Source organism: Arthrobacter sp. SDR-2R (assembly GCF_057747955.1).
In genome coordinates, this window is record NZ_CM173231.1 from 856323 (window position 1) to 882547 (window position 26225).

The window sequence follows — 26225 nt, forward strand, 5'->3', positions numbered from 1 at the left end:
AGTGAGGAAAGCCCGTGCAGTTCCACCACCACGGATACGTATCCGGTGACCCGCGCATCAAGCCGGCAGCCGGCGTCGGACTGAACCGCCCCGAGGAGCTCCCGGATGAAGTGGACGTGCTCATCGTCGGCACCGGCCCGGCCGGAATGCTCGCCGCCGCGCAGTTGTCCATGTTCCCCAATGTCACCACGCGGATCATTGACCGCCGGCCGGGCCGCCTCGCTATTGGGCAGGCTGACGGGATCCAGGCGCGCAGCGTCGAAACCTTCCAGGCCTTCGGGTTCGCAGAGCGGATCATCGCCGAGGCGTACCGGATCACGGAGATGGCGTTCTGGAAGCCGGACCCTGCCAACAACGCCAACATCATCCGCGCCGCACGCGCCGTCGACGACGAAACAGGGATCAGCGAGTTCCCGCACCTGATCGTCAACCAGGCCCGCGTGCTGGACTACTTTGCCGAGTTTGCGGCGAACTCACCCACCCGCCTCAAGCCCGACTATGGCTATGACTTCCAGGGCCTCACCGCCGCCACCGAGGGCGACTACCCGGTCACTGTGACGCTGCTTCACACCGCCGGACCCAATGAGGGCCAGGAGCGGATTGTCCGTGCAAAGTACGTGGTGGGGGCCGACGGCGCGCGCAGCAAGGTTCGCCAGGCGATCGGCTGCACGCTGGCAGGGGACCAGGCCAACCACGCCTGGGGCGTCATGGACGTCCTGGCCGTCACCGACTTCCCTGACATCCGCACCAAGTGCGCCATCCAGGCCGAGAAGGGCAGCATCCTGCTGATTCCGCGGGAAGGCGGCTACCTGTTCCGCATGTACGTGGACCTGGGCGAAGTGGATCCTGCCACCCACCACGCCGTCCGCAACACGAGCATCGAGCAGATCATCCACAAGGCAAACGAGATCCTGCACCCCTACACCCTGGATGTACGCAACGTGGCATGGCACAGCGTGTACGAGGTGGGCCACCGCCTCACGGACAGGTTCGACGACGTCCTGCCCGTGGACCGCGGCACCCGCACCCCGCGGGTGTTCATCACCGGCGATGCCTGCCACACCCACAGTGCCAAGGCCGGCCAGGGCATGAACGTCTCCATGCAGGACGGGTTCAACATCGCCTGGAAGCTGGGGCATGTGCTGGAGGGCCGCAGCCCCGAGAGCCTGCTGACCACCTACTCGGAGGAGCGGCAGGTGGTGGCCAGGAACCTGATCGACTTCGACAAGGAGTGGTCCACCATGATGGCCAAGAAGCCCGAGGAGTTCGAGCACCCCTCGGACCTTGAGGACTTCTACGTGCGGACCGCCGAGTTCCCGGCAGGTTTCATGACCCAGTACGCGCCGTCCCTGATTGTTGGCGGCACCGACCACCAGGACCTGGCCGCCGGCTTCCCCGTGGGCAAGCGTTTCAAGTCGGCACCGGTAGTCCGCGTGGGCGACACCAACCCCATCCACCTGGGCCACCACGCCACGGCTGACGGCCGCTGGCGGATCTATGTCTTCGCGGATGCGGCCCAGCCCGGAACGGACTCCACCACGGACAAGCTTGCCGAGTGGTTCGCGCACTCGCCGGAATCACCCCTGGCAGTAACACCCGCGGACGCCGACCCGGACGCGTGGTTCGATCTGAAGGTCATTTACCAGCAGCCGCACACCGCCGTCGACATCAATGCCGTCCCCTCCGTCTTCAAGCCGCAGGTGGGCCCGTTCAAGCTCACCGACTACGAGAAGGTGTACGCAACCGATCCCACGGCGGACATCTTCGACCTGCGCGGACTGGACCGCAACGGCGTCGTCGTGGTGGTCCGCCCGGACCAGTACGTGGCCAACGTCCTGCCGCTGACGGCAACCGCCGAGCTCGGCGCGTTCTTCGCGCCGCTGCTCAAGGCCGCGCCCGCACAGCCACGTCAGGCGGTGGCTGCCGCCGCCCGGTAGTCAGCCGCGGGGTACACGCCGAGGATCCGCACCTCGGTGGTGAAGAAGGCCAGTTCCTCGAGGGCCAGCTTCAGCGGCAGGTCCTCGGGGTGGCCCTCGACGTCGGCCATGAACATGGTGGCGGCAAACTCGTTGCCCACCATGTAACTCTCCAGCCGCGTCATGTTCACGCCGTTCGTGGCAAACCCGCCCAGCGCCTTGTACAGGGCGGAGGGGACGTTGCGGACGCGGAACACGAAACTGGTGACTGCCGGTCCGGGAAGATCCTGCCGGGCCGGCAGTGCCGTTTCCCGGGCAAGGACCACGAAGCGGGTGGTGTTGGAGGGGTCGTCCTCCACGCGCGAGGCCAGCACCTGGAGGCCGTAGATCTCCGCGGCCAGCGGAGGAGCCAGCGAGAGCTTGCGGGGGTCATTCCACTCGGCCACCTCCCGGGCGGACCCGGCGGTGTCACCGGCGATGACCGGCTTGAGGCCGTGGTCGCGGATCAGCTTCCGGCACTGGCCCAGGGCGTGGATGTGGCTGTGCACCTCGGTGGCGCCCTCAATGGTGCTGCCCGGAATGCCCAGCAGGTCGAAATGGATGGGCAGGAAGTATTCGCCCACGATCTGCAGGTTGGACTGCGGCAGCAGGATGTGGATGTCCGCCACCCGGCCCGCGATGGAATTCTCGATGGGGATCATGGCCAGGTCCGCTTCGCCGCCGGCCACCAGTTCGAAGGCGTCCTCGAAGCTGGCGCACGGGACGCTTTCCATGTCCGGGAACATCTGCTGACACGCGATATTGGAGTTGGCGCCGGGCTCACCCTGGTACGCAATCTTGGAGGCCATGGTCCGTATGCTTTCACGCGCGCGGGCCCGTTGCGAAAACGGGCCCGCGAGTGCTACGCGGGGGTGACGCGCAGCCAGAGGTACTGCCGGGGGAGGAGGGTGATGCCGTCGTCCAGTTGCAGGGTGGCTTCGGAGAGAAGGTCGACGGCGGCAGGGGAGTACCCGCCAAAGGTTTCCGCCGGGAGGGTCTGGGCGGAGTCGCTGAAATTGGCGAGGGCCAGGACGGTGCTGCCACCGTCCGGACCGCCCGGGCGCTGGTAGCCGAGCACCGAGCGGTTGTTCGTACTGAAATCCACCAGCGTGGTTCCGGCAAATTCAGGAGTGCCGGCCCGGACCTCGATCATGCGCTTCAATCCGGCGTAGACGGCCCCCTCGGGGGTGGAGGGATCGGCACGGCGGGCGTATTGTTCGGCGGGAAAGTGCGGCCGGTGCACCCAGCGGCTGTCCTCCTCGTGGCCGGGCTCGGACGCGTAGGAGTAGTCGTTGACCTGCCCCACTTCGTCACCCAGGTACAGCAGCGGGATGCCGCCGGTGCTGAAGGGCACCGAATGGGCCAGGAGGATCCGTTCCACCGCCTCCGCCGGGTCAACCTCCATCCCGCACAGGGACGCCGTCGTGCCGGAAATCCGGCAGTCACCCGTCTTGGGGTTGTCCTGGAAGGGGACGCCGCGGGCGAAGCTGCCCGGGAACCGGTTGACGTAGAAGGAGTTCAGGAAGCGGCGGTGGTCAAAGCCGTTGATGCCCAGCTCGGCCGCGTCCTCATCGGCGAAGGTCCAGCCGATGTCGTCATGGCTGCGGACGTAGTTCACCCATGCCGTACCGTCGGGGATGTTGTGCCTGCGCTCCAGCGCCTGTGACAGCAGGGACACGTCCCTGGTGGCCAGGGACTCCCAGATCAGGGCCATCTGCAGCGGGTTGTAGGAAAGCTGGCATTCCGCGGGGTCGATGTACAGTGCCACCTCGTCGGGGTGCACGATGGCCTCCGACTTGAACAGCAGCGACGGTGCCGCCAGGCGGCAGACCGCGTTGAACGCCCGGAGCAGCGTGTGCGCCTGGGGGAGGTTTTCGCAGGGCGTCCCCAGCTGCTTCCAGATGAAGGCGACAGCGTCCATGCGCAGGATATCCACCCCCTGGTTGGCCAGGAACAGCATCTCGGCGGCCATGGCCCGGAAGACGCCGGGGTTGGAGTAGTTCAGGTCCCACTGGTAGGTGTGGAACGTGGCCCACACCCACCGGCCGTCCGCCATCTGGATGAAGGACCCCGGATGGTTCTCCGGGAAGATCTCGCGGACATTCGCCTCAAAGGCGTCCGGCATGGTCCGGTCCGGGAAGATCCAGTAGTAGTCGCTGTACTCGGGATCGCCCGCGGCTGCCTTCCGGGCCCATTCGTGCTCGTCCGAGGTGTGGTTGAAGATGAAGTCCACCACCAGGCTGATCCCGTTGGCGCGCAGTTCGGCCGCGAGGGAGCGCAGCTGTTCCATGGTGCCCAGCTTGGGGTTGACCTCCCGGTAGCTCGACACGGCGTAGCCGCCGTCCGAATGCGGTTCGGGCGCCAGGAACAGCGGCATCAGGTGCAGGTAGGTGAGGCCCAGCTCCTTGAAATAGGGAATGCGGCTGCGCACTCCCTCCAGGCTTTCGGCGTAGCGGTCCACATAGCAGACGCCGCCCAGCATGCCGTTGGACTGGAACCAGTCCGGCGCCTCCTCGCGTTCGGCGTCCAGCGCCTTCAGCTCCGGGGAGCGCTCCTGCCACGACCGCGCGCTCTGCACCACCAGGGCGGACAGCTGCTCCAGCCAGTCCTGCCGGGCGCCGTAAAGCGAGTGGAACAGGCTGCGGAGGGTGGGGAAGTGCTCATCCAGCCGCCGGTCAAAGTCCGGATCCGCAGGGAGGCCGAGGTCCCGTTGCCGGGCGAGTGAAGCGATGACGGCCTGGCGCGCCTCTTCGTCCTCGTTAACGGTTTCCTGCATGCCACTGCCCCTTCCAGCCGCCGCCGAGATGTCCGGCCGCACATGTACTGAAGTATTCCATGTCACACATACTGAGCCTGTCCATCCTTGAGCCGCCTGCCGGCAAGGGCGGCGCCCACAACGCCCGCGGCGTTCTCGAGGCTGGCCGGAATGACCGGGGTGCGCAGTGAGAGGCGAGGGAGGTATTCGGTACTGCACGCTGAAATGCCCCCACCGATGATGATGAGGTCGGGCGAGAAGAGGAACTCCACGTGCGACAGGTACTGCTGCAGCCGGTCGGCGTACTCCACCCAGGTGAGGCCTTGGTTCTCCCTGACGACGGCCGATGCCCGGGACTCTGCTTTGCAGCCGCCGATTTCCAGGTGGCCCAGCTCGAAATTGGGAACGAGCCTGCCGTCCACCAGCAGTGCGGATCCGATGCCCGTCCCCAGGGTCAGGACCAGGACAACGCCGCGCTGGCCTTTCCCGGCGCCGTACAGGGCTTCCGCCGTACCGGCAGCGTCTGCGTCATTCACGACGCAAACGGATCGTCCAAGCCGGGACTCCAGGTAGGACTGGACATCAAGTCCCACCCAGCTGCCGTCCATGTTTGCTGCCGACAGCGCCACTCCGCGCTGGACAATCGAGGGGATGGCGACGCCGGCAGCCAGGTTCCCGTGCCCGGGGCTTTCGGATTCGAGCTCACTGATGAGCTGGTCCAGGGTGTCTGCCACGTCATCCACCCTGCCGCTGGACGGGGTCCGCAGGCGGCGGACACCGCCGGCCGGGATGCCGCTGCCCAGGTTGACGAGTGCACCCTTGATCCAGGTCCCGCCAACATCGATTCCTATTCCGAAATCCGGTCCGGAGCCGGCGTCGGCAGGGGCGCTCACCGCAGCCACGCCGTGGCAGCGCCGGGCAGCCGGCCGGCTTCGAGTGGCGAGCTGGAGACCAGCAGCTGGCCCGCGGGCAGCTCGAAGGGTTCGGTACCGAAGTTCGTTATGGAGGTCCAGCCGTTGGGGCGCCGGAAGGCCAGGACGTCATCCCGGCCGGTTTCCAGCAGCTCCAGCGCTTCTGTTGTTTGCAGCTGCGACCGCAGGGCGAGTGCCCGGCGGTAGAGGGACAGGGTTGAATCCCCCTGGCCCTCCTGGGCCTCCACTGAGCTGCCCGCGAACCATTCCGGCTGCGGCAGGTGGGAGCCGCCGGGGCCGAAACCGAATGAGCTGCCCGCCGAGGTCCACGGCAAGGGGACGCGGCAGCCGTCGCGGCCGATCTCCACGCCCTTGTTCCGGAAGAAGGCCGGATCCTGCCGGGCGGAGTCCGGGATTTCATTGCCGACTTCCTGCAGTCCCAGTTCCTCGCCTTGGTACAGGTACGCAGAACCCGGAAGGGCGAACATCAGCAGGGACGCGGCTCGGGCGCGGCGCAGGCCGAGTTCGGCGTCGACATCTGCCTGCCTGCCGCCGGCCAGAAGCCACCGCTTGCCCGCCTGCCCGGCCATGATGTCACCTCCGGCCGAAGGCTCGGACGCGGGGAGGCCGTAGCGCGTGGCATGCCGGACCACATCGTGGTTTGAGAACACCCAGGTGGACGACGCGCCGGATGCTTTGGCCTCTGCCAGGTTCTTGATGATCGTCTTCCGGAACTGGGCGGCGTCGAAGTCCGCCTGCAGCAGGTCGAAGTTGAAGGCCTGGCCCAGTCCCTCCGGGCTGGCGTAGCGGGCGCGGCGGTCGGTATGGACCCAGGCTTCGGCGACGGCGGTGCGCGGCGGGTTGTATTCATTGAACACGCGGCGCCACTCGGCGTAGATTTCGTGGACCTCGTCGCGGTCCCAGTACGGGTGCTGCCCCGTGAGGTACAGCGCCTCGCCCTGGGCCTCGAGGTCCGCCTTGGTGGGCAGGGTTTCTTCCAGGTTCTTCGTCAGGGCGTGGGCGACGTCGATGCGGAAGCCGTCCACGCCCCGGTCCGACCAGAAGCGCAGGGTTTTCAGGAAGTCTTCGCGGACTTCGGGGTTGTCCCAGTTGAAGTCGGGCTGTTCCTTGGCAAAGATGTGCATGTACCACTGCCCGGGGCTGCCGTCGGGTTCGGTGATGCGCTCCCAGGCGGGGCCGCCGAACACCGAGTCCCAGTCCGACGGCGGCAGCTCGCCTTTTTCGCCCAGCCCGTCGCGGAAGATGTACCGGTTGCGCGCCGCGGACCCCTTGGGCGAGGCGAGGGCTTCCCGGAACCACTGGTGCCGGTCCGACGAGTGGTTGGGCACGATGTCCACGATCAGCTTGAGGCCGGCGGCGTGCAGGGCGTTGGCCATCGCGTCGAAGTCCTCCAGCGTGCCCAGCAGCGGGTCCACGTTGCGGTAGTCGTCCACGTCGTAGCCCCCATCGGCGAGTGCGGAGGGGTAGAAGGGGCTCAGCCAGACGGCATCGATGCCCAGGTTTTTCAGGTACGGTACCTTGGCGGTGATGCCGTTGATGTCGCCGATGCCGTCGCCGTTCGAGTCCGCAAAGCTGCGGGGGTAGATCTGGTACACGGAGGCCTGGCGCCACCAGTTGGGGTCGGCCGTGGGGGCGGGATGGCTTTGGGTTGCCTGGGTGGCGGTGGTGGGCAAGATTGCTTCCTTCAGTTTCAGCTGTATCAGGTGTGTGGGTCCGGAGTTACTTGACGGCGCCCTGGGTGAGGCCGGACATGACCCAGCGCTGGGTAAACAGGTAGACGATGATGGCGGGGGCCATTGCCATCAGGTAGGAGGCGAAGGCCACGTTGTAGCTGTTGCTGAACTGCGTCTGGAAGATCTTTTGCAGCACGGGGATGGTCTGCAGTTCAGGATCGGAAATGATGAGTGACGGCATCATGAAGTCGTTCCATGACGCGATGAAGGCGAAGATGCCCACGGTTGCGCTCATGGGCCCCAGCAGGGGGAAGATGAGCTTCCAAAACACCTGCCACGTTCCCGCGCCGTCCATCCGCATACTTTCCTCCAACTCCAGGGGGATCGAGCGGAGGAAGGCGGTGAAGAGCATGGTGTTGAAGGCCAGGGCGAAAACGATGTGCAGGATGGCCACCCCGAGCGGGTTGTCGAGTCCGACGAGTCCCGTGAGCTGGATCTGCGGCAGCGCCACCACGGGGAACGGGATGAACATTGCCGCGAGCAGGTAAAAGAAGGACCAGCGGAAGAGCGGACGGTCCCAGTTGCGGACGATGGCGTAGGCGGCCAGGGCCGAAACGATGATCTCCCCTGCAACGGCGATCACCGACACGAACACGGAAATTCCAAAGCCGCGGGGGAAGTTTGTGAGCGTCCAGGCCTGGGCAAAGCTGTCGAAGGTCAGGGGGCTTGGCAGGGAGAAGGCGTTGCCGTCCACTGCCTGGCCAGTGGTTTTGAAGGCCATGCTGACCGTGACGTAGAGCGGGACGAGCACGCTGAGCGTGCAGACAATGAGGATGATGGTGGCGGGCCACTGGATGCGTTCGGGCCCGGCGGGTATCCGGCGGCCCTTGGCGGCCGCCGTGGGTTCTACCTGGATGATGCTGGGTGCGCTGCTCATGCTGCGATCCCTCCCTTGCCACGTGTGAAGCGAAGTTGGACGAGTGCGATGACGATGCTGATGAGGAAGAAGATCACGGCGTTGGCCATCTGGTAGGCATAGTCGCCGCCTTCGAAGCCGCGGAAGATCGACATCGCGACGCTTCGTGTGGCCACGCCGGGCCCGCCGTCGGTGAGGCCGATGATGATGTCGTAGGCGTTGAGGTAGTTCTTGAAGCCGAGGACCGTGTTGATCACGGCGTACCCCGCAATGAGCGGCAGGGTGATGTGCCGCAGGTTCTGCCAGGGCGATGCCCCGTCGATGGAACTCGCCTCGTAGACCTCGGCGGGGACCGTGAGGAGCCCCGCGATGTAGATCAGCATGGCACTCGGGATGGACTGCCACGCCGTGACGAAGACGATCGCAAGCCACGCGAGCTGGGGGTTTGCGAGAAGGCTGGTGGCCAGCGGCTCGATTCCCATGCTTTTGCCGGCAAGGGGCAGCGAGTTCGAGAAGAGGTACTGGAACACGAACGCGATGACGATGCCGGAGATCACCATGGGGATGACGAAGACGGTGCGAAGCGCGGCACGGAAACGGACGCGGGACGTGAGGCCCAGGGCCAGGAGGAAGGCCACGGCATTCACGACGATGACGGTGACCAGCGAGAAAACGAGTGTGAAGCCGTAGGCGCCGAGGACTCCTTCATCACGGAACACCGCGATGAAGTTCCGGATGCCGATGAAATCGAAGTCACCGAAGCCCACGGAGTTCGTGAAGCTGTAGATGAACCCGAGAACGGCGGGCAGCGTGACGGCCAGCGTGAAGATCACCAGCGAGGGCAGGAGGAAAACATAGTAGAGCGGATCAATGCGGCTTTTGCGCACGCGTGTGGTTCCAGTCGCTGCCGGGGCCGTCACCTCCACCCTGGTGGAAGGTCTCGTCATTGATGACATGGATGGTCCTCGTTTCGTGCTTTGAGAGATCGAAAGTGTGGGTCTAAGCGCGGAAAGCCAGGCGGGCCCAGTCGGCGTCCATCCTGCGCAGCGTGCTCTCGGCATCGGCGCCGCCGATGATCGACTGGATGTAGTTGGCGGCCGGAATCGAGTTCGGAATGAACTGTGAGGCGCCCATGTAGAAGCGGCCCTCGTCGTAGTACTTCTGCATCTCGACGATTCGTGGGTCGGTCACCGGTGGCGCGTCCTTGGTCGTCCCGAAACCCAGGAATTTGGCGTTGTAAGGGTTCTGGATCTCCGGCCGCATCAGGTACTGCAGGAAATCGCGGGCACCCTGCTGCCCGTTGGCGACCTCGGGAACCCAGAGCGAGAGGTCGATGTTGACGCGGACTTTGAGATCTGCAGGATCGCCGGTCATGGGCAGCGGGAAAGTTCCCAGATCCAGGTCTTTGCCGGCCTTTTCGATCTCGCCAAAGGCCCAGGGTCCCTGGAAGTACATGGCGGCCTGGCCCTGGGCCATTGCCGTGTTGCCGTCTCCGTAGCCGCGGCTTGCCGCATCGGGATTGACGTATTTGGTCAGTTGGACCATGCGCTTCACCGGCTCGAGCATCGTTTTCTGGAACGAAACTTCCGAATCCGGTCCGACGTTTTCGCCAATCCCATGCATTTTCTGATAGAAGTCGCGCACGTTGACCATGCCGCCCACCGTGTAGTCGAACAATCCCTGTGCCACGGTCCAGGGGTCGCGGAAAGTGCCGTAGATCGGCGTGATGCCTGCTGCCTTGAGCACCTCGCACACCTCGATCAGTTCATCCCAGGTTGTTGGGACGGCCACCCCGTTCTCTTCGAAGATGCGGCGGTTGTAGATGACCGAGGCCGCCATGACCGAGTAGGGGATGACGCTGGTGCGGCCGGCATAGGTTGGATACCAGTTGGTGAGGTCCAGTACGTCGTCCCGGATGGAGGCCGCTGCCGGGAGGTCGGAGAGATCCGAGAGCGCCCCGCGCTCCATGAACCGCGCCATCTCCAGGTTGTAGTTGAGGCATCCGAGGTCCGGGGGACTGCTGCGGACGAAGCTGGCAGAGAGATTTGTGGCCATGTCATGCAGGACGCGCACCCGGTCCTGCGAGTCGGTGAACTTCGCAGCCAGGTCCCGGAAGTATGGAACTGCCTCCGGCTTTGACTGGTGGAACGTGATGGTGGGCCTGGCACTGGCCGGGGCGCAGCCGGCCAACCCGAAAGCGGTGAGCGCACCTCCCGCAGCGGCAAGGAAAGTGCGCCGGGAAACGTGTCTCCCGGCGGACGTCAAAGGTGGCAACATCGGCTCCTCTTGGACTCTCGGATAATTTATATGGGTCTTATATTTAGGACCTATATGAGGATGGGGGACGCAGGGGCTATCGTCAAGGGGTGGACGGAAATACGGCGAGCTCGACACAACTGTTACGGCAGATCAACTCGGAGGCGCTGTTGCGCTTTGCCCTCCAGGAACAGGTGTTTACTGCCGGAGAAGCCATGGCTGCCACCGGGCTTACCCGCGCCACGGTGCTCGGGGTTTGTGACGGCCTGGTTGATGCGGGCTGGCTGGAGGAATTGACTGACGCCCGTACCGAGGCCGGCAGACTCAAGGGCAGGCCGGCGCGGCAGTACCAGCTGCGCGAAGCTGCGGGTGTGGTTGTGGGCCTGGATGCCGGGGAGGGCTACTTCACAACCATCGTTGCCGACCTGCGCGGCCGCGAGCTGGGCAAGCGCCGCCAAAGCATTGATTCGCACGCGCTGGGACGCGCCGGCCGCGTGGCGAATGCACGGGAGCTGATCCGCCTGACCCTTGAGGATGTTTCATGCACCCCGGAGGATGTCCTGCTCACGGCCGTCGGCGTCCCGGCGCCCATTGACGCGAACGGCGCGTCTCCCGCCGGAGGAGAATTCTGGAAGTTGATGAATTCCGGCTTCGCAGGGCACCTTTGGGGCACTGTCATCGTCGAAAATGACGCCAATCTCGCCGCCATCGCGGAGCAGGCACAGGAGCCGTCAGCCAACGTGGCCACCTTGCTGTCGGGTGAGCGGTTTGGTGCCGGCCTGATTGTCGATGGGCGCCTGCTGCGGGGTCGCCAGGGGGGCGCGGGGGAGATGCGGTTCCTGGATGAGCTGGACAGCAAGTTCGTGCCGGATGAGGGGAGCTCGGACGGGTTCGGAGCACTTGCGCGGAAGTGGGCGCGTGCCCGCATCCATTCCTACGATGGCGAGACGGTGCTGCGGCAAATACCCGAGGAGGACATCAACGCCGAAGATGTCTTCCAGGCGGCCCGCGCGGGAGACCCGCTGGCACAGGACATCATCGCCAGGCTCGGGGTGCGGCTGGCGCGAATCGCTGTGGTGCTCTCCAGCCTTCTTGACATTGAGCGGGTGGTCATCGCCGGCGCGATCTCACGCGCCATCGAACCGGTCCTGGAGCGCGCCCGCAGCCTGCTGCCCACGGATTCCGGCCTGCCGCTGCCGGATCTGGTTGCGAGCACTCTCGGGGCGGAATCCGTAGTCCGGGGTGCCATTGAGTCGGCGCTGATGCGGATCAGGCGTGAACCCTCAGCGTTCATTCCGCGGGCGCCCCGTTCCTGAAAGGCGGGCGGGCGGACAGCCTAAAGCACGCTGCGGATGGCCTGCTCGAAACTGGTCACGTGCTCAAGGGCCAGCTTGCCCGCCCGGTCCGAGTCGCCGTCGGCCACTGCCTCCAGCAGTTCCACGTGTTCGGCGATGTGCTCCGCCACTGACGGCACCTTTTCCAGCACCATGCACCAAATGCGGGTGGCCAGGTTGTCGTAACGGATCAGCACGTCCTCGAGGTGGGTGTTGGCGGCGGCCCGGTAGATGAGGCGGTGGACCTTGATGTCATACCGCATGAGGTCATAGGGATCGTCATCCGCCCCCATCCTGGCAATTGCCGCCGCGGTTTCCCGTATTTCCTTGCGCAGGGCAGGGGTTGCCAGCTTGGCGGCCCGGCGGGCTGCCAGGGGTTCCAATGACTCCCGGAGTTCGGAGACGTCCGCGAGTTCGGTGATGTCGACGACGGTGGCGAACGTTCCACGGCGGGGGTACGACACGACGAGGTGGTCACCTTCCAGGCGCTTGAGCGCTTCCCGGACCGGCGTGCGGCCGATCCCGAGCTCGGCGGCGAGCTTGCCGTCGTTGATGGCCTCACCCGGCCGGATGTCGAGCATGATGAGCCGGTCCCGAAGGTGCCGGTAGGCCTGCTCGGCGAGCGAGAGGTCGCCTTCTCCGGCCAGCTGGTTCTCTGTCATTACGCTCATTCCGAGCTCTCCCAAGGTAGCTATTGACTGCCGCGTGATCTACAACATACTATTACGTCAGTTCTAATATATCAGTTACAGATCAGTTATGGATCAGTAACTTCGAAGGGCCCCAGAAGGAGAACCATGCAGGATGTACTGAACGCCTCGCTCGCCACGGTTGACGCCGACGTCGCCGCCGCTGTGGCACGGGAACTGCACCGCCAGCAGTCCACCCTTGAAATGATCGCGTCGGAGAACTTCGCTCCGTCAGCCGTGATGGAAGCCCAGGGCTCGGTCCTGACCAACAAGTACGCCGAAGGCTACCCGGGCAAGCGCTACTACGGCGGCTGCGAGCACGTGGACGTCATTGAACAGCTCGCCATCGACCGCGTCAAAGCCCTCTTCGGCGCCGAATTCGCCAACGTCCAGCCGCACTCCGGCGCGCAGGCCAACGCCGCCGCAATGTTCGCCCTGCTGAACCCGGGTGACACCATCCTTGGCCTCTCCCTGGCCCACGGCGGCCACCTGACCCACGGGATGAAGATTAACTTCTCCGGCAAGCTCTACAACGTGGTCCCCTACCACGTCCGCGAATCAGACCTCCGCGTGGACATGGCCGAGGTGGAAGCGCTGGCCCTGGAACACAAGCCCAAACTGATCGTGGCCGGCTGGTCCGCCTACTCCCGCCAACTGGACTTCGCCGAATTCCGCCGTATCGCCGACCTCGTGGGCGCCTACCTCATGGTGGACATGGCCCACTTCGCCGGCCTGGTGGCTGCAGGCCTGCATCCCAACCCCGTCCCGTACGCCGACGTGGTCACCACCACCACCCACAAGACCCTTGGCGGACCCCGCGGCGGCGTCATCCTCGCCAAGGAGGAATACGCCAAGAAGATCAACAGCGCCGTGTTCCCCGGCCAGCAGGGCGGACCGCTGGAGCACGTGGTTGCCGCCAAGGCGGTGGCCTTCAAGCTTGCCGCTGCTCCTGAATTCAAGGAACGCCAGGAGCGCGTCCTGCAGGGAGCAAAGCTGCTGGCAGAGCGACTCCTCCAGCCGGACGTCCAGGCCGCAGGCATCTCCGTGGTGAACGGCGGCACCGACGTCCACCTGGTCCTGGTGGACCTGCGCCACTCCGAACTGGACGGCCAGCAGGGTGAAGACGCCCTCCACAAGATCGGCATCACCGTCAACCGCAACGCCGTCCCGTTCGATCCCCGCCCGCCGATGGTTTCCTCCGGCCTCCGGATCGGCACCCCCGCCCTGGCCGCCCGCGGATTCGGCGCCGCCGAGTTCACCGAAGTGGCCGACATCATCGCCTCCGCGCTGATTGCATCGGCCGGCACGGGCACCCTGCCCGGGGACACCGCCGTCGAACTCCGCGAACGCGTGACGGCCCTGGCCGAAAAGTTCCCCCTTTACCCGCACCTCACCGCCGACGCCGGCCTGGCCGACGCTGAAGCAGACCTGATTGGAGCCGCCCAGTGAGCACCCAGCACCTTCCGGAGCACCCGGACTTCCTCTGGCGGAACCCGGAACCCAAGTCCTCCTATGACGCCGTGATCGTGGGCGGCGGCGGGCACGGCCTGGCCACCGCCTACTTCCTGGCCAAGAACCACGGGATGACCAACATTGCCGTCCTGGAAAAAGGCTGGCTGGCCGGCGGCAACATGGCCCGCAACACCACCATCATCCGCTCCAACTACCTCTGGGATGAGAGTGCGGCCATCTACGAGCACGCCCTCAAGCTCTGGGAGATCCTGCCCGAGGAACTCGAGTACGACTTCCTGTTCAGCCAGCGCGGCGTGATGAACCTGGCCCACACCCTGGGCGACGTCCGCGAAAGCATCCGCCGCGTGGGCGCCAACAAGCTCAACGGCGTGGACGCCGAATGGCTGGACCCGCAGCAGGTCAAGGAACTCTGCCCCATCCTGAACATCCGCGACAACATCCGCTACCCCGTCATGGGCGCCACCTACCAGCCGCGCGCCGGCATCGCCAAGCACGACCACGTGGCCTGGGCCTTCGCCCGCAAATGCGACGAAATGGGCGTTGACATCATCCAGAACTGCGAGGTGACCGGCTTCCTGAAGGAGGGGGACCGCGTGGTGGGCGTCAAGACCAACCGCGGCACCATCAACACCGAAAAGGTGGGCCTCTGCGCCGCAGGCCACAGCTCGGTCCTGGCCGAAATGGCCGGCTTCCAGCTGCCCATCCAGTCCCACCCGCTGCAGGCGCTGGTGTCCGAACTGCACGAGCCCGTCCACCCCACGGTGGTCATGTCCAACCACGTCCACGTCTACGTCTCCCAGGCCCACAAGGGCGAACTGGTCATGGGCGCCGGCGTCGACTCCTACAACGGCTACGGCCAGCGCGGCTCCTTCCACGTCATCGAGCAGCAGATGGCGGCCGCCGTCGAGCTCTTCCCCATCTTCGCCCGGGCCCACGTGCTCCGGACCTGGGGCGGGATCGTGGACACCACCCTGGACGCTTCCCCGATCGTGGGCCTGACCCCGGTGGAGAACATGTTCGTGAACTGCGGCTGGGGTACCGGCGGGTTCAAGGGCACGCCCGCCGCCGGCCTCACCTTCGCGCACACCATCGCCACCGGCGCCCCGCACGCACTGAACAAGCCGTTCTCGCTGGAGCGCTTCGAAACCGGCGCCCTCATCGACGAACACGGCGCCGCCGCCGTGGCCCACTAGCCGCCGCCACCAGAAAAGGACTAACGCACATGCTGCTGATCCCATGCCCCAACTGCGGCCCGCGGGACGAAACCGAATTCCACTACGGTGGCCAGGCCCACGTTCCGTACCCGGAGAACCCGTACGAGCTGAGCGACACCGAATGGTCCCGCTACCTCTTCTACCGCGAGAACCCCAAGGGCATCTTCGCCGAACGCTGGGTCCACAGCACCGGCTGCCGCCAGTGGTTCAACATGCTCCGCGACACCGTGAGCTACGACATCCAGGCCGTGTACCCGATGGGCGTGCCGCGGCCGGCCGCGCCCGTCCCGCCTGCAGCCGATACCGGCACCGCAAGCACCGGCCCGGCGAGCACCACCCCCCTCAGCCCCAGCACCGCCCCGGAAGGAGCGACCAAGTGACTTCCCAGAACGCCCGCCTGGCAACCGGCGGCCGCATCGACCGCACCATTTCCTGGCGCTTCACCGTTGACGGCGAGGAGTTCACCGGGCACCCCGGCGACAACCTGGCCTCGGCACTGCTGGCCAACGGCCACATCGCCGCAGGCAACTCGCTCTACGAGGACCGCCCCCGCGGCATCATGTCCGCCGGCGTCGAGGAAGCCAACGCCCTGGTCCGCGTGGAGGCCCGGTTCCCCGGCCACGTCGCCGAGTCCATGCTCCCTGCCACCACCGTCTCGCTGGTGGACGGGCTGCAGGCCACCCTGCTGAACGGCCTGGGCAAGCTGGATCCGGAAGATGACCGCGCCGAGTACGACAAGAAGTACGTCCACACCGACATCCTGGTCATCGGCGGCGGCCCTGCCGGCCTGGCCGCGGCCCGCGAGGCAGTCCGCAGCGGTGCCCGCGTGATGCTCCTGGACGACCAGCCCGAGCTCGGCGGCTCCCTGCTCTCCGGCTCCACGGCCCCGGGCGTGGCAGAGACCATCGAGGGCAAGCCCGCCCTGGAATGGGTGGCCGACGTCGAAGCCGAGCTGGTGTCCGGCGCGGAATCCACCGTGCTGAACCGCACCACCGCGTTCGGCGCCTACGACGCCAACTACGTCATCGCCGTCCAGAACCGCACCGACCACCTGGGCAGCCCCGCGGCTCCCGGTGTGTCACGCCAGCGGATTTGGCACATCCGTGCCAACCAGGTGGTCCTGGCGCCCGGCGCCCACGAACGTCCCCTGGTGTTCGAGAACAACGACCGCCCCGGCATCATGCTGGCATCGGCCGTCCGCACCTACCTCAACCGGTACGGCGTGGCCGCCGGGAAGCGCGTGGTCATCAGCACCACCAACGACAGTGCCTACGCCGCCGCAGCCGATCTCGCCGCCGCCGGCGTCAAGGTTGCCGCGGTGGTGGACGCCCGCCCTGCGCTGACCGCCGTGGCAACTGCCGCCGTCGAATCCGGGATCCGGGTGCTGATCGGCAGCGCGGTGGCCAACACCTCTGCCGACGCATCCGGCCGGCTGGACGGCGTCACCGTCCGCAGCATCAACGACGACGGCGCGCTCACCTCCGGCATCGAGCAGATCGCCTGCGACCTGCTGGCGGTGTCCGGCGGCTGGAGCCCGCTGGTCCACCTGCACTCGCAGCGGCAGGGCAAGCTGCGCTGGGACGACGAGCTGGCAGCCTTCGTGCCCAGCACCGAAGTGCCCAACCAGCAGACCATCGGCTCCGGCCGCGGCTCCTTCGCCACCGCCGACTGCCTTGCCGAGGGCGTCTCCGCCGGCGCGCGGGCCGCCATCGCCGCGGGCTTCGAATCCGCCGTCGAGCCTTCCGTTTTCGCTGAGCCCAAGGCCGCCGCCCCCACCCGCCAGCTCTGGCTGGTGCCGGGGGAGAACGGCACCCCCGACGACTGGCACCACCACTTCGTGGACTTCCAGCGCGACCAGTCCGTGGCTGATGTGCTGCGCTCCACCGGGGCCGGCATGCGTTCCGTGGAGCACATCAAGCGGTACACCTCCATCAGCACCGCCAACGACCAGGGCAAGACCTCCGGCGTCAACGCCATCGGCGTGATCGCGGCGGCCCTCCGCACGGCCGGCGAGGCCTCGCGCGGCATCGGCGACATCGGCACCACCACCTACCGTGCACCGTTCACCCCGGTGGCCTTCGCGGCACTGGCCGGACGCCAGCGCGGTGAACTGTTCGACCCCGCCCGCATCACCTCCATCCACCCCTGGCACGTCGCCAAGGGCGCACTGTTCGAGGACGTTGGACAGTGGAAGCGGCCCTGGTACTACCCCCAGGGCGGGGAGGACATGGACGCTGCCGTGCTCCGCGAGTGCGCCGCCGTCCGCGAATCCGTGGGCTTCATGGACGCCACCACCCTGGGCAAGATCGAGATCCGCGGCAAGGACGCGGGGGAGTTCCTGAACCGGGTTTACACCAACGCGTTCAAGAAGCTCGCCCCGGGTTCGGCGCGTTACGGCGTCATGTGCACGCCGGACGGGATGATCTTCGACGACGGCGTGACCCTCCGCGTGGACGACGACACCTACTTCATGACCACCACCACCGGCGGCGCCGCGAAGGTCCTGGACTGGCTGGAGGAGTGGCTGCAGACCGAGTGGCCCGAACTGGACGTGCACTGCACCTCGGTGACGGAACAGTGGAGCACCATCGCCGTCGTGGGACCCAAGTCCCGCGAAGTCATCGCGAAGGTGGCTCCGGAACTGGCTGCCAACGGTGGCCTGGAGGCCGAGGCGTTCCCGTTCATGACCTTCCGCGAAACCATCCTTGCCTCCGGCGTGCGGGCCCGGATCTGCCGGATTTCGTTCTCCGGTGAACTGGCCTACGAAATCAACGTGCCGGCCTGGTACGGACTGAACACCTGGGAAGCCGTGGCCGCCGCAGGTGCTGAATTCAACATCACCCCCTACGGCACGGAAACCATGCACGTGCTGCGCGCCGAAAAGGGTTACCCGATCGTCGGCCAGGACACGGACGGCACCGTCACGCCGCAGGATGCCGGGATGGAATGGATTGTCTCCAAGGCCAAGGACTTCATCGGCAAGCGCTCCTACTCCCGGGCCGATGCCCAGCGCGAGGACCGCAAGCACCTGGTGAGCGTCCTGCCCGTCGACGGAACGCTCCGGCTGCCCGAAGGCACCCAGCTGGTGGAAAAGGGCCGCTCAACCAACCCGGCCTACGGCCCGGTGCCGATGGAAGGCTTCGTGACTTCCAGCTACCACAGCGCAGCGCTGGGCAGGTCCTTCGGCCTGGCCCTGATCAAGAACGGCCGCAACCGCATCGGTGAGACCCTGGTGGCCGCCGCCGGCGACCAGCTGGTTGACGTGGTTGTTGCAGAAACAGTGCTTTTTGACCCAGAAGGGACCCGTAAAGATGGCTGAAACAGCAGCATCCCCCACCGCCGCAGACAAGAATCTCGCAGCCCGCGTCAGCCCCGCCAGGCAGCTCGCGGAGGCCTTCGCGGCAGGCTCCCTGGCCGGCACCGTCGAACTTAAGGAGCTGCCCTTCCTCACCATGGTGGGTCTCCGGGCCCAGGCAGGATCGGACACCGCGCAGCGCCTGGCCGCCGTCACCGGCGGACTGCCGGCCGGCGTCGGCGCCGTGGACAGCTCCGGCGACACCTCGGTCCTCTGGCTGGGACCCGGTGAATTCCTGGTGGTGGCACCCACCGAGGCACACGAGTCCCTGGGCGGCGGCCTGATCCCCGCCCTCCGGGACGCGCTGGGCGACGGCGCGGGCCAGGTGGTGGACCTGTCCGCCAACCGGACCACGTTCGAACTGTCCGGCCCCCGTGCCCGGGCGGTCCTGGAAAAGGGCTGCTCGCTGGACCTGCACCCCCGGGTGTTCAAGGCCGGCACCGCCTACTCCACGGAGATCGCCAACATCCCCGCCATCCTGTGGAAGACCGGTGAGGACTCCTTCCGGATCTTCCCGCGGGCATCGTTCGCCGAGTTCCTGGGCCGGTGGCTGCTGGACGCCATGCGGGAGTACGCCTCGCCAGAGGTCCCCTGATGGCGCTCAGCGTCCTGGACCTGTTCTCTGTTGGCATCGGGCCCTCGTCATCACACACGGTGGGCCCGATGCGGGCGGCCAAGCTCTTCGCCGATGGCCTGAAGGGCGACGGCCAGCTGGCATCCACCGTGCGCGTCCAGTCGGAACTGTTCGGTTCCCTGGGCGCCACGGGGCGCGGCCACGGCTCCGACAAGGCGGTGGTCCTGGGACTGCAGGGCCTGGAACCCGAAACGGTGGATACGTTCACCGCGGACGACCAGGTGGCGGCCGCGGCCCTCAACGCTGAACTGCACGTCGCCGGCTCGCACCGCGTGGACTTCAACTGGGAAGAGGACGTGGTGCTCCACCGCCGCAAGTCCCTTCCCGCGCACCCCAACGGCATGACCTTCCGGGCTTTCGACCACACCGGAGCCGTGCTGAGCGAGCGGAGCTTCTACTCGATCGGCGGCGGGTTCGTGGTGGACGGCGACGCGGAAGGCGCGGACAAGGTGGTGGCGGACGACACCGTCCTGCCCTACCCGTTCTCCACGGCGGACGAGCTCCTGCAGATCTGCAGCCGCGAAGGCATGTCCATCTCCGACGTCATGCTGGCCAACGAGCTCACCTGGCACAGCGAAGCCGAACTGCGGGAGAAGCTGCTGGGCCTGTGGGCCGTGATGCGCGAATGCGTGGAGAACGGCTGCAACGCCGAGGGCATCCTGCCGGGCGGCCTCAAGGTACCCCGGCGCGCACCTGCGCTGTTCCGCACGCTGACTGCCTCCGCAGCATCGGCGGAGGCGTCCGCAAAGGCGGCGGCAGCAACGCCGTCGCCCGTCCAGGCGCCGGCGGACCCGCTGCTGGCGATGGAATGGGTCAACCTGTTCGCGCTCGCCGTCAATGAGGAGAATGCCGCCGGCGGGCGGATCGTCACCGCGCCAACCAATGGCGCTGCCGGGATCGTGCCTGCCGTGCTGCACTACTACGTGAAATTTGTTCCGGGAGCAGACGACGACGGCGTGGTCCGCTTCCTGCTGGCGGCTGCCGCCGTCGGAATCCTGTTCAAGACGAACGCTTCCATCTCCGGTGCCGAAGTGGGCTGCCAGGGGGAGGTGGGCTCCGCCTGCTCGATGGCGGCGGCCGGGCTCTGCGAAGTGCTCGCCGGAACGCCCGCCCAGGTTGAGAACGCCGCGGAGGTGGGGATCGAGCACAACCTGGGCCTCACCTGCGATCCGGTGGGCGGCCTGGTGCAGATCCCCTGCATCGAGCGGAACGCGATCGCCAGCGTGAAGGCGATCAACGCAGCCCGCCTGGCCCTGCACGGGGACGGCAGCCACAAGGTCTCGCTGGACAAGGCCATCAAGACCATGCGCGACACCGGAGCCGACATGAAAACCAAGTACAAGGAAACCTCCAGAGGAGGACTCGCCGTGAATGTGATCGAGTGCTGAGCCATGACTGTTACTGAAACCCAGATGCCCGCCCCGAAGGCGCCCACCACCGTGGAACACGTCCTGACCCTCGACTGCGCCGAGGGCCCCGGCATTGTGCACGCCGTCTCCGGCTTCCTGCTGGAACACGGGTGCGACATCATCGACAACAAGCAGTTCGGTGAGCGCTCCGAGGGCCACTTCTTCATGCGCGTCCACTTCGTGTCCGAGGGGGACGAGTCCACGCTGGATACCCTGCGGAAATCGTTTGCTCCCGTGGCGGACAAGTTCGGCATGCGGTGGCAGCTGGAACGCCACGGTTCAAAGCGCAGGGTGCTGATCATGGTGTCCAAGTTTGGGCACTGCCTCAACGACCTGCTGTTCCGGGCCCGCATCGGCGAACTTCCCGTTGACGTGGTGGCGGTGGTGTCCAACCACCGTGACCACCAGGCCCTGGTGGAGTGGCACGGCATCCCGTTCCACCACATCCCGGTCACGGCTGACACCAAGCCCGACGCCGAGGCCAGGCTCATGGAACTGGTTGATGGGCTGGAGGTGGAACTGGTGGTGCTGGCCCGCTACATGCAGGTGCTCAGTGACGACCTGACCCGGAAGCTGGACGGCCGCGCCATCAACATCCACCACTCGTTCCTGCCAAGCTTCAAGGGCGCCAAGCCGTACCACCAGGCCTATGCACGTGGCGTCAAGACCGTGGGCGCCACCGCCCACTACGTCAACGCCGAACTGGACGAGGGACCCATCATCGCCCAGCAGGTGGTGGAGGTGGACCACACCTACGGGCCCGAGGACCTGGTGGCCGCCGGCCGCGACACGGAATGCAAGGCCCTCTCCAACGCGGTGAAATGGCACTGCGAGGGCAGGGTCCTGCTGCAGGGCAACCGGACCGTGGTGCTGCGGTAGGCCGGTACAACTAAACATCACCGGCGCGGCCGGCTGCCCCCAAGGGCGGCCGGCCGCGCTTTGGCGTGCCCGGGCGGTGGCGGCCGCTCACGCCTCCCGCCGCGAAAGCACAACCCGGTGTACCTCCTCAAGGGCCGCGGCAATCTGGTCCCGCCCAACCCCGGCCAGGTACTGCAGCACCAGTCCGTCCAGGGCCGCGAAGAGCGTGCGGGCAACGATGCGGACGTCGCCCTGGACGCCAAAAGCCTGCAGCCCCTCGGCAAGTGCGTTGACGTAGTTTTCGTACAGTTCCGCCACCGGGCCGGCCAATTCGGGGCGCCTGCGTGCTTCCAGGATCATCTCGTACTGGAATACCTGCAGTCCGGGATCCTCCAGCAGCAGCTCCAGCAGTGCTTCGGTGAAGCTTCCCTCCTGCTCCGCTGCCTCCCGCAACCTGGACGCGGCGATGGATTGCTCCGAGGCCCATCGCAGCGCGGCGGCAATCAGCGCATCCCGGGACCCGAAGTGGTGTGCCACCAGGGAATTGTTCACGCCCGCGGCCTCCGCCACTGCCCGGTAGGTAAGCCCGCGCAGGCCCTTTTGCGCCACCACGTCCACCGCGGCCCGCAGCAGGGCTTCACGCCCTTTGCCGTACCCAGGTGTCGCCGCGGGGGCAGTTGAAGCAGTCATGACGACGAGTCTAGCCAGCACCAGGCCGGTTCAAATCCCCTATTGACTTAAAACTAAGCAATTGCTTAGATTGCTTCCATCGGGTGATGCCCATCACAGGCGAACCTCTTCCGTCCCGTTTTCCGGTGACCGCCCCGGCAACAAGCCGGCCCTTCCCTTGGAGCACTTATGACCACAACGACTGCATTCACCACCTCGTCCTCCTTTGACCCCGCCAGGAATGAGCCCTTTGAACTTGGCCGCGTCCAGTGGATCCGCCGCTTTGGCGAGGGCGGCCGGCCTGCCCTCGCCTGCGGCTACTGGCACGTCGACCCCACAGAGGCGCCCGAGCCTTTCGATCTCGTTATGGAGGCGGACGAGACCATCCACATCATCGAGGGCCACCTCCGCATCGAAGTGGAGGGCGGGGATGTGTATGAGCTCACCGCCGGCGGTGCCGCATCCTTCAACAAAGGGGCACGCACACGCTGGGCCGTGCTGGCGCCCACCGTCGAATTCTTCGTCTACTCCTAGGCCGCCCCATGGATCAGGAACGCAGCGCCGTGGAAAACGACGGCCTGGACGTCATTATCGTGGGGGCCGGGTTCGCCGGCCTGACCGCTGCCCGGGAACTGAGCCGGCAGGGGTTGTCCGTGCACATCGTGGAAGCCCGGGCCCGCATAGGAGGCAGGACCTGGCTGGACCACCGGCTGGGCCGGGACCTTGAGATCGGCGGAACATGGGTGCACTGGACCCAGCCTTACGTTTGGGCCGAACTGAAGCGCTACGGCATCGGCACGGTTCCGAGCCCGGAGCCGCAGCAGGCCTTGTGGTGGGCCGACGGCGCCCGCCGGGCAGGTGCCCCCGCCGACCTTCTGGAACTGATCGGCACCTGCAATGCGCAGTTCGTCCAGGACTCGTGCCGCTACTTCCCCGAGCCCTTCAGTCCGTTGGCCAGCGATGACTTCGAGGAGATCGACCACATCGCGGTCCAGGACCGGATCCGGGAGCAGTTCCCCGCGGGGACTGCGCGGGACATCCTGGAATCGTTCTGGGCATTGAACTTCAATGGTCCGCTGGAGGACGCCGCCCTGACCCAGGCGCTGCGTTGGGTGGCCCTGACCAACGGTGACTGGGCCGTCAACTTCGAAGCCTGCGCCACCTACAAGATCCAGGGTGGAACCGCGGCCCTGGCCAACGCCATCCTCCAGGACACGCAGGCGGGCATGGACTTCGGCTTCACGGCAGCGGGGATCGTCGACGACGGACATTCCGTGACCGTCCGCAGCACCGGCGGCCGGACGGTGACCGCAAAGACGGCCATTGTGACGGTGCCTATGCATGTCCTCCCGGGAATCGTGTTCGAGCCGCCGCTGCCACCGGCCAAAACAGACGGCGCCCGGCGCGGGCAGATCTCCAAAGGCGTCAAGGTATGGATCCGGCTCCGGGGCGAACGTGCACCCTTTGTCGCACTGGGGAACGCCGACTGGCCGTTGAACTTCTTCCAGGCTGAATACACGCTCGACGGCGACACGATCGTCGTCGGCTTCGGCCCGGACGCGTCGAAGATCGACGCCGCTGACAGGGCCGCAGTGCAGGCTCAGCTGGCCCGGCTGGTGCCCGGCGTTGAGGTGCTGGAGGTGGCCACCCACGACTGGGTGGCGGATCCGCTGGCAGGGGAGACATGGCCGATGCACAGGACAGGCTTCCTGGCCAACCACCTGGCCGCCCTGCAGGCGGGGCACGGAAACGTCCTCTTTGCCGGCTCTGACATCGCCAACGGCTGGGGCGGCTTCATTGATGGTGCCATCGAGAGCGGCATGGAGGCCGCGCTTGAAGCAGCATCGATTGTCAGCGGACGGCCGGCACTGCGCTGACGGACAACAACTCATCGCTGGTGGACAAAGCAGCAGCGGGCGCCGCTGCCAAGCTGGATCCCACAGCAATTTTCCCGAACTCATGACCGTTAAGAAGGATCCAATGAGTATTTCGAATTCCGAGGCCCGGACCACTGACGCTCCGGCAAAGGAGCATTCCACGGCCCTCCGCGCCGGCAGCATCGGCGTGCTGGGCATCCTGTTCTTCGTCCTGTCCGCCCAGGCACCACTGACGGGGATCGTCGGCGCAGCGCCGCTCGCCGCAGCGCTGGGCAACGGCGCCGGCGCCCCGGGTGCCTACCTGATCGTGGGCATCGTCATCGTGATCTTCGCCGTGGGTTTTGTGGCGATGAGCCGGAAGATCCAGGCCAACGGAGCCTTCTACGCCTACGTGACGGCGGCATTCGGCAGGCGGACCGGAGCCGGCGCGGCCTGGCTGGCACTGCTGGCCTACAGCACTGTCCAGGCTGCCATGTACGGGCTCTACGGTGCGGCCTTCTCCGGGCTCCTCGCCTCTGCCGGGCTGGACATTCCCTGGTGGTTGCTGGCCCTGGCCACCATGGCCGGCGTCCAGGTACTGGGCTCCCTCAACATCGAACTCGGCGCCCGCGTGCTGGCCGTGCTGGTGGGGCTGGAGGTGGCCATCCTCCTGATGTTCGGCTTCACCGTGCTGTTCCATGGCGGCGGCCCGGAAGGCATCAGCGTGGCCGCGTCCTTCTCCCCGGAAGCCATCGGCGCAGGAGCTCCCGGTGTTGCCATCATGTTCGCGGTGGCCTCCATGTTCGGCTTCGAGTCCACGGCCATCTACTCCGCCGAGGCCAAGGATCCGCACCGCACCGTGGCCCGGGCAACCTACCTGTCCGTCGGCGTGATCTCGGTGTTCTTCGCCTTTATTTCCTGGATGCTGGTCAGCTATTACGGCCCCTCGCAGGTGATGGACGCCGCGGGCGCCGCGCTCGAATCAGGGGATGCCACGTCCTTCGTCCTGGGCCCGCTCGTGGAACTGTTCGGCCCCTGGGCGGGCATCGTGGCCGGCATCCTGCTGGTCACCTCGCTGCTCGCCGGCATCATCGCCTTCCATAACGGCATCAACCGCTACCTCCACTCCCTGGCGCTGCGTGGTTCCATGCCCGCCGTCCTCGCCCGGACCAACCGGCACCGGGCACCTGCCGTGGCAGCCTGGGTCCAGTCCGCCACCGCCGTCGTGCTGGTGGTGCCCTTCGCCATCCTGGCCCTGGATCCTGTCCTGACGCTGTTTTCCTGGTTCAGCGGCCTGGCCGTGGCGGCACTGCTGGTGCTGTACATGCTGTGCTCCGCGGCCGTCGTCGCGTTCTTCCGCCGGGAAAGCGCCGGCGCCCAACTGTGGCAGACCCGCGTCGCTCCCGTCCTGGCGGCGGTCCTGCTGGCCTGGGTTTTGTCCCTGGTGGTCAGCAACTTCACCGCCCTCATCGGCGGCAGCGCCGAGACTGCGACGGCCCTGCTGGTGGCGGTCCCGGTGGTCTTCCTGGCCGGCGTCCTGGTGGAATCGGCCATCCAGCGCCGCCACCACATTGCCACCCTGGGCCACGCGCTCACTTAGCCGGCAGGGACTTCCCGGCACCGGCCCGGCGCGGAACATTCTGTCCGCGCCGGGCCAGTGTGCGTGCCGCCACGAACAGGCCCGCCAGGAGCAACGCGGCCAGCCACGCAACGGCGGCCGATCGCGGCCAGAGACCGGCCAGGCCAAGAAGCGCCGGAACCGTGGCCGACGCCTGGCTGGTGAGCACCAGGGCCCAGCCCGTGAAGGGTTCGAGCCGCACTGCGTCGAGGGCCATGCCGGCGAACAGCAGTGCCCAGAGCGCGGACCAGCACAGCCAAAGAACCGCGAGCAGCGGGTCAACGGTCAGCCAGGCGGCCGCCAGCACCAGCCCGCAGAATGCCACCATCCCGCAGAACCAGCCCAGGCCACGGCCCCCGAGTGCCAGCAGCAGGTCCAGTCCCGAGTACAGGTAGGTCACCGCGAACAGGAACATGCCGGCGGCCGTCAGGAGCATCGGCGGAGCGTCCCCGGACGAGGAAAGCTGGACGACGCCGAGCGCCAGTTGGGTGCCCCCGACGACGAGGCTGAGGACGGCGGCGTCGCGGCGGGGGAGGTGCCCAAGGGTGGCGAGGCCGTTGACCAGCAGGGCGGCGCCCGAAAGGAGGAGGCAGACGTACGGCATCAGGGCATCCTGTCCCGGCCACGCG

Annotated in this window: 22 protein-coding genes; 12 read left to right on the forward strand and 10 right to left on the reverse strand. The window is 66.7% G+C overall.

Translation table 11 applies throughout. The annotated features are described in order from the left end of the window. Positions 1 to 14: 14 nt before the first annotated feature. Positions 15 to 1937 carry an FAD-binding monooxygenase gene (locus AC3ANU_RS03940; RefSeq protein ID WP_488315492.1) on the forward strand — a complete coding sequence of 641 codons (1923 nt, stop codon included), beginning with the start codon at positions 15 to 17 and terminating at the stop codon, positions 1935 to 1937. Here the strand turns inward: AC3ANU_RS03940 and AC3ANU_RS03945 are convergent. The 7 genes from AC3ANU_RS03945 to AC3ANU_RS03975 all read right to left on the reverse strand — a co-directional run bounded on the left by AC3ANU_RS03945 (position 1910) and on the right by AC3ANU_RS03975 (position 10508). Continuing rightward, positions 1910 to 2764, reverse strand: a complete 855-nt coding sequence (locus AC3ANU_RS03945) for a prephenate dehydratase (RefSeq protein WP_018770019.1) — start codon at positions 2762 to 2764, stop codon at positions 1910 to 1912. The genes AC3ANU_RS03940 and AC3ANU_RS03945 overlap by 28 nt on opposite strands. Before the next feature lie 53 nt (positions 2765 to 2817). Continuing rightward, positions 2818 to 4731, reverse strand: a complete 1914-nt coding sequence (locus AC3ANU_RS03950; protein ID WP_377204805.1) for an amylosucrase — start codon at positions 4729 to 4731, stop codon at positions 2818 to 2820. A 62-nt stretch (positions 4732 to 4793) separates the two neighbouring features. Further along, positions 4794 to 5612 carry a polyphosphate--glucose phosphotransferase gene (ppgK, locus tag AC3ANU_RS03955; RefSeq protein WP_478222774.1) on the reverse strand — a complete coding sequence of 273 codons (819 nt, stop codon included), beginning with the start codon at positions 5610 to 5612 and terminating at the stop codon, positions 4794 to 4796. Beyond that, positions 5600 to 7315: a glycoside hydrolase family 13 protein gene (locus AC3ANU_RS03960; protein WP_488315493.1), complete on the reverse strand. Its 1716-nt coding sequence runs from the start codon at positions 7313 to 7315 to the stop codon at positions 5600 to 5602. Before AC3ANU_RS03960 ends, ppgK begins: the two co-directional genes overlap by 13 nt. Before the next feature lie 46 nt (positions 7316 to 7361). Beyond that, positions 7362 to 8252, reverse strand: a complete 891-nt coding sequence (locus tag AC3ANU_RS03965; RefSeq protein ID WP_018770023.1) for a carbohydrate ABC transporter permease — start codon at positions 8250 to 8252, stop codon at positions 7362 to 7364. Further along, positions 8249 to 9187 (reverse strand): carbohydrate ABC transporter permease, encoded by a 939-nt coding sequence (locus tag AC3ANU_RS03970; protein ID WP_166673104.1) that lies wholly within the window; start codon positions 9185 to 9187, stop codon positions 8249 to 8251. The genes AC3ANU_RS03965 and AC3ANU_RS03970 overlap by 4 nt, the downstream gene beginning before the upstream one ends. Before the next feature lie 43 nt (positions 9188 to 9230). After that, positions 9231 to 10508 carry an ABC transporter substrate-binding protein gene (locus AC3ANU_RS03975; protein ID WP_196804766.1) on the reverse strand — a complete coding sequence of 426 codons (1278 nt, stop codon included), beginning with the start codon at positions 10506 to 10508 and terminating at the stop codon, positions 9231 to 9233. A 194-nt stretch (positions 10509 to 10702) separates the two neighbouring features. Here AC3ANU_RS03975 and AC3ANU_RS03980 point away from each other — a divergent pair, with 194 nt between their 5' ends. Then, positions 10703 to 11803 carry an ROK family protein gene (locus AC3ANU_RS03980; RefSeq protein WP_488315494.1) on the forward strand — a complete coding sequence of 367 codons (1101 nt, stop codon included), beginning with the start codon at positions 10703 to 10705 and terminating at the stop codon, positions 11801 to 11803. 20 nt (positions 11804 to 11823) lie between these two features. Here AC3ANU_RS03980 and AC3ANU_RS03985 read toward each other — a convergent pair whose 3' ends face one another. Then, the gene (locus tag AC3ANU_RS03985; RefSeq protein ID WP_082581758.1) at positions 11824 to 12483 is read right to left on the reverse strand and encodes a GntR family transcriptional regulator; all 660 of its coding nucleotides are present in this window, start codon (positions 12481 to 12483) and stop codon (positions 11824 to 11826) included. A gap of 135 nt (positions 12484 to 12618) precedes the next feature. Between AC3ANU_RS03985 and glyA the strand changes: the two genes are divergently transcribed. The 7 genes from glyA to purU are packed head-to-tail and all read left to right on the forward strand — an operon-like array spanning position 12619 to position 21474. After that, the gene (gene glyA / locus AC3ANU_RS03990; protein ID WP_018770028.1) at positions 12619 to 13959 is read left to right on the forward strand and encodes a serine hydroxymethyltransferase; all 1341 of its coding nucleotides are present in this window, start codon (positions 12619 to 12621) and stop codon (positions 13957 to 13959) included. After that, on the forward strand, positions 13956 to 15176 hold the full coding sequence (locus tag AC3ANU_RS03995) for a sarcosine oxidase subunit beta family protein (RefSeq protein WP_018770029.1): 1221 nt from the start codon (positions 13956 to 13958) through the stop codon (positions 15174 to 15176). Before glyA ends, AC3ANU_RS03995 begins: the two co-directional genes overlap by 4 nt. Positions 15177 to 15205: 29 nt before the next feature. Further along, entirely contained in the window at positions 15206 to 15577 is a 372-nt protein-coding gene (locus tag AC3ANU_RS04000; RefSeq protein WP_018770030.1) for a sarcosine oxidase subunit delta, read from the forward strand. After that, a complete protein-coding gene (locus AC3ANU_RS04005; RefSeq protein ID WP_488315495.1) occupies positions 15574 to 18516 on the forward strand; it encodes a sarcosine oxidase subunit alpha family protein in 2943 nt (980 codons plus the stop codon). The genes AC3ANU_RS04000 and AC3ANU_RS04005 overlap by 4 nt, the downstream gene beginning before the upstream one ends. After that, complete coding sequence (locus tag AC3ANU_RS04010; RefSeq protein ID WP_144600129.1) at positions 18509 to 19147, forward strand: sarcosine oxidase subunit gamma; 639 nt, start codon at positions 18509 to 18511, stop codon at positions 19145 to 19147. Before AC3ANU_RS04005 ends, AC3ANU_RS04010 begins: the two co-directional genes overlap by 8 nt. Further along, on the forward strand, positions 19147 to 20574 hold the full coding sequence (locus tag AC3ANU_RS04015; RefSeq protein WP_488315496.1) for an L-serine ammonia-lyase: 1428 nt from the start codon (positions 19147 to 19149) through the stop codon (positions 20572 to 20574). Before AC3ANU_RS04010 ends, AC3ANU_RS04015 begins: the two co-directional genes overlap by 1 nt. A 3-nt stretch (positions 20575 to 20577) precedes the next feature. Continuing rightward, a complete protein-coding gene (gene purU, locus AC3ANU_RS04020) occupies positions 20578 to 21474 on the forward strand; it encodes a formyltetrahydrofolate deformylase (RefSeq protein WP_056391878.1) in 897 nt (298 codons plus the stop codon). 87 nt (positions 21475 to 21561) lie between these two features. On the opposite strand, the gene AC3ANU_RS04025 is transcribed toward purU, so the two are convergent. After that, complete coding sequence (locus AC3ANU_RS04025; RefSeq protein WP_056391876.1) at positions 21562 to 22143, reverse strand: TetR/AcrR family transcriptional regulator; 582 nt, start codon at positions 22141 to 22143, stop codon at positions 21562 to 21564. Positions 22144 to 22311: 168 nt separating this feature from the next. Between AC3ANU_RS04025 and AC3ANU_RS04030 the strand changes: the two genes are divergently transcribed. The 3 genes from AC3ANU_RS04030 to AC3ANU_RS04040 all read left to right on the forward strand — a co-directional run bounded on the left by AC3ANU_RS04030 (position 22312) and on the right by AC3ANU_RS04040 (position 25578). After that, the gene (locus AC3ANU_RS04030; protein WP_056391874.1) at positions 22312 to 22656 is read left to right on the forward strand and encodes a cupin domain-containing protein; all 345 of its coding nucleotides are present in this window, start codon (positions 22312 to 22314) and stop codon (positions 22654 to 22656) included. Between the two features lie 8 nt (positions 22657 to 22664). Then, a complete protein-coding gene (locus AC3ANU_RS04035) occupies positions 22665 to 23999 on the forward strand; it encodes a flavin monoamine oxidase family protein (RefSeq protein WP_488315497.1) in 1335 nt (444 codons plus the stop codon). Between the two features lie 103 nt (positions 24000 to 24102). Next, positions 24103 to 25578, forward strand: coding sequence for an APC family permease (locus AC3ANU_RS04040; protein ID WP_018770038.1), 1476 nt, complete (start codon positions 24103 to 24105; stop codon positions 25576 to 25578). Here the strand turns inward: AC3ANU_RS04040 and AC3ANU_RS04045 are convergent. Then, complete coding sequence (locus AC3ANU_RS04045; RefSeq protein ID WP_488315498.1) at positions 25571 to 26200, reverse strand: AmiS/UreI family transporter; 630 nt, start codon at positions 26198 to 26200, stop codon at positions 25571 to 25573. The genes AC3ANU_RS04040 and AC3ANU_RS04045 overlap by 8 nt on opposite strands. Positions 26201 to 26225 lie beyond the last annotated feature (25 nt).

Coding starts and splice junctions, on each gene's coding strand:
- AC3ANU_RS04000 (WP_018770030.1), top strand. CDS start 15,206: ATGCTGCTGATCCCATGCCCCAACTGCGGCCCGCGGGACGAAACCGAA.
- AC3ANU_RS03975 (WP_196804766.1), bottom strand. CDS start 10,508: ATGTTGCCACCTTTGACGTCCGCCGGGAGACACGTTTCCCGGCGCACT.
- AC3ANU_RS03945 (WP_018770019.1), bottom strand. CDS start 2,764: ATGGCCTCCAAGATTGCGTACCAGGGTGAGCCCGGCGCCAACTCCAAT.
- AC3ANU_RS03970 (WP_166673104.1), bottom strand. CDS start 9,187: ATGTCATCAATGACGAGACCTTCCACCAGGGTGGAGGTGACGGCCCCG.
- AC3ANU_RS04015 (WP_488315496.1), top strand. CDS start 19,147: ATGGCGCTCAGCGTCCTGGACCTGTTCTCTGTTGGCATCGGGCCCTCG.
- AC3ANU_RS04025 (WP_056391876.1), bottom strand. CDS start 22,143: ATGACTGCTTCAACTGCCCCCGCGGCGACACCTGGGTACGGCAAAGGG.
- AC3ANU_RS04040 (WP_018770038.1), top strand. CDS start 24,103: ATGAGTATTTCGAATTCCGAGGCCCGGACCACTGACGCTCCGGCAAAG.
- AC3ANU_RS04010 (WP_144600129.1), top strand. CDS start 18,509: ATGGCTGAAACAGCAGCATCCCCCACCGCCGCAGACAAGAATCTCGCA.
- AC3ANU_RS03985 (WP_082581758.1), bottom strand. CDS start 12,483: ATGACAGAGAACCAGCTGGCCGGAGAAGGCGACCTCTCGCTCGCCGAG.
- AC3ANU_RS04035 (WP_488315497.1), top strand. CDS start 22,665: ATGGATCAGGAACGCAGCGCCGTGGAAAACGACGGCCTGGACGTCATT.
- AC3ANU_RS03950 (WP_377204805.1), bottom strand. CDS start 4,731: ATGCAGGAAACCGTTAACGAGGACGAAGAGGCGCGCCAGGCCGTCATC.
- AC3ANU_RS03965 (WP_018770023.1), bottom strand. CDS start 8,252: ATGAGCAGCGCACCCAGCATCATCCAGGTAGAACCCACGGCGGCCGCC.
- AC3ANU_RS04045 (WP_488315498.1), bottom strand. CDS start 26,200: ATGCCGTACGTCTGCCTCCTCCTTTCGGGCGCCGCCCTGCTGGTCAAC.
- AC3ANU_RS04030 (WP_056391874.1), top strand. CDS start 22,312: ATGACCACAACGACTGCATTCACCACCTCGTCCTCCTTTGACCCCGCC.
- purU (WP_056391878.1), top strand. CDS start 20,578: ATGACTGTTACTGAAACCCAGATGCCCGCCCCGAAGGCGCCCACCACC.
- AC3ANU_RS03980 (WP_488315494.1), top strand. CDS start 10,703: ATGGCTGCCACCGGGCTTACCCGCGCCACGGTGCTCGGGGTTTGTGAC.
- glyA (WP_018770028.1), top strand. CDS start 12,619: ATGCAGGATGTACTGAACGCCTCGCTCGCCACGGTTGACGCCGACGTC.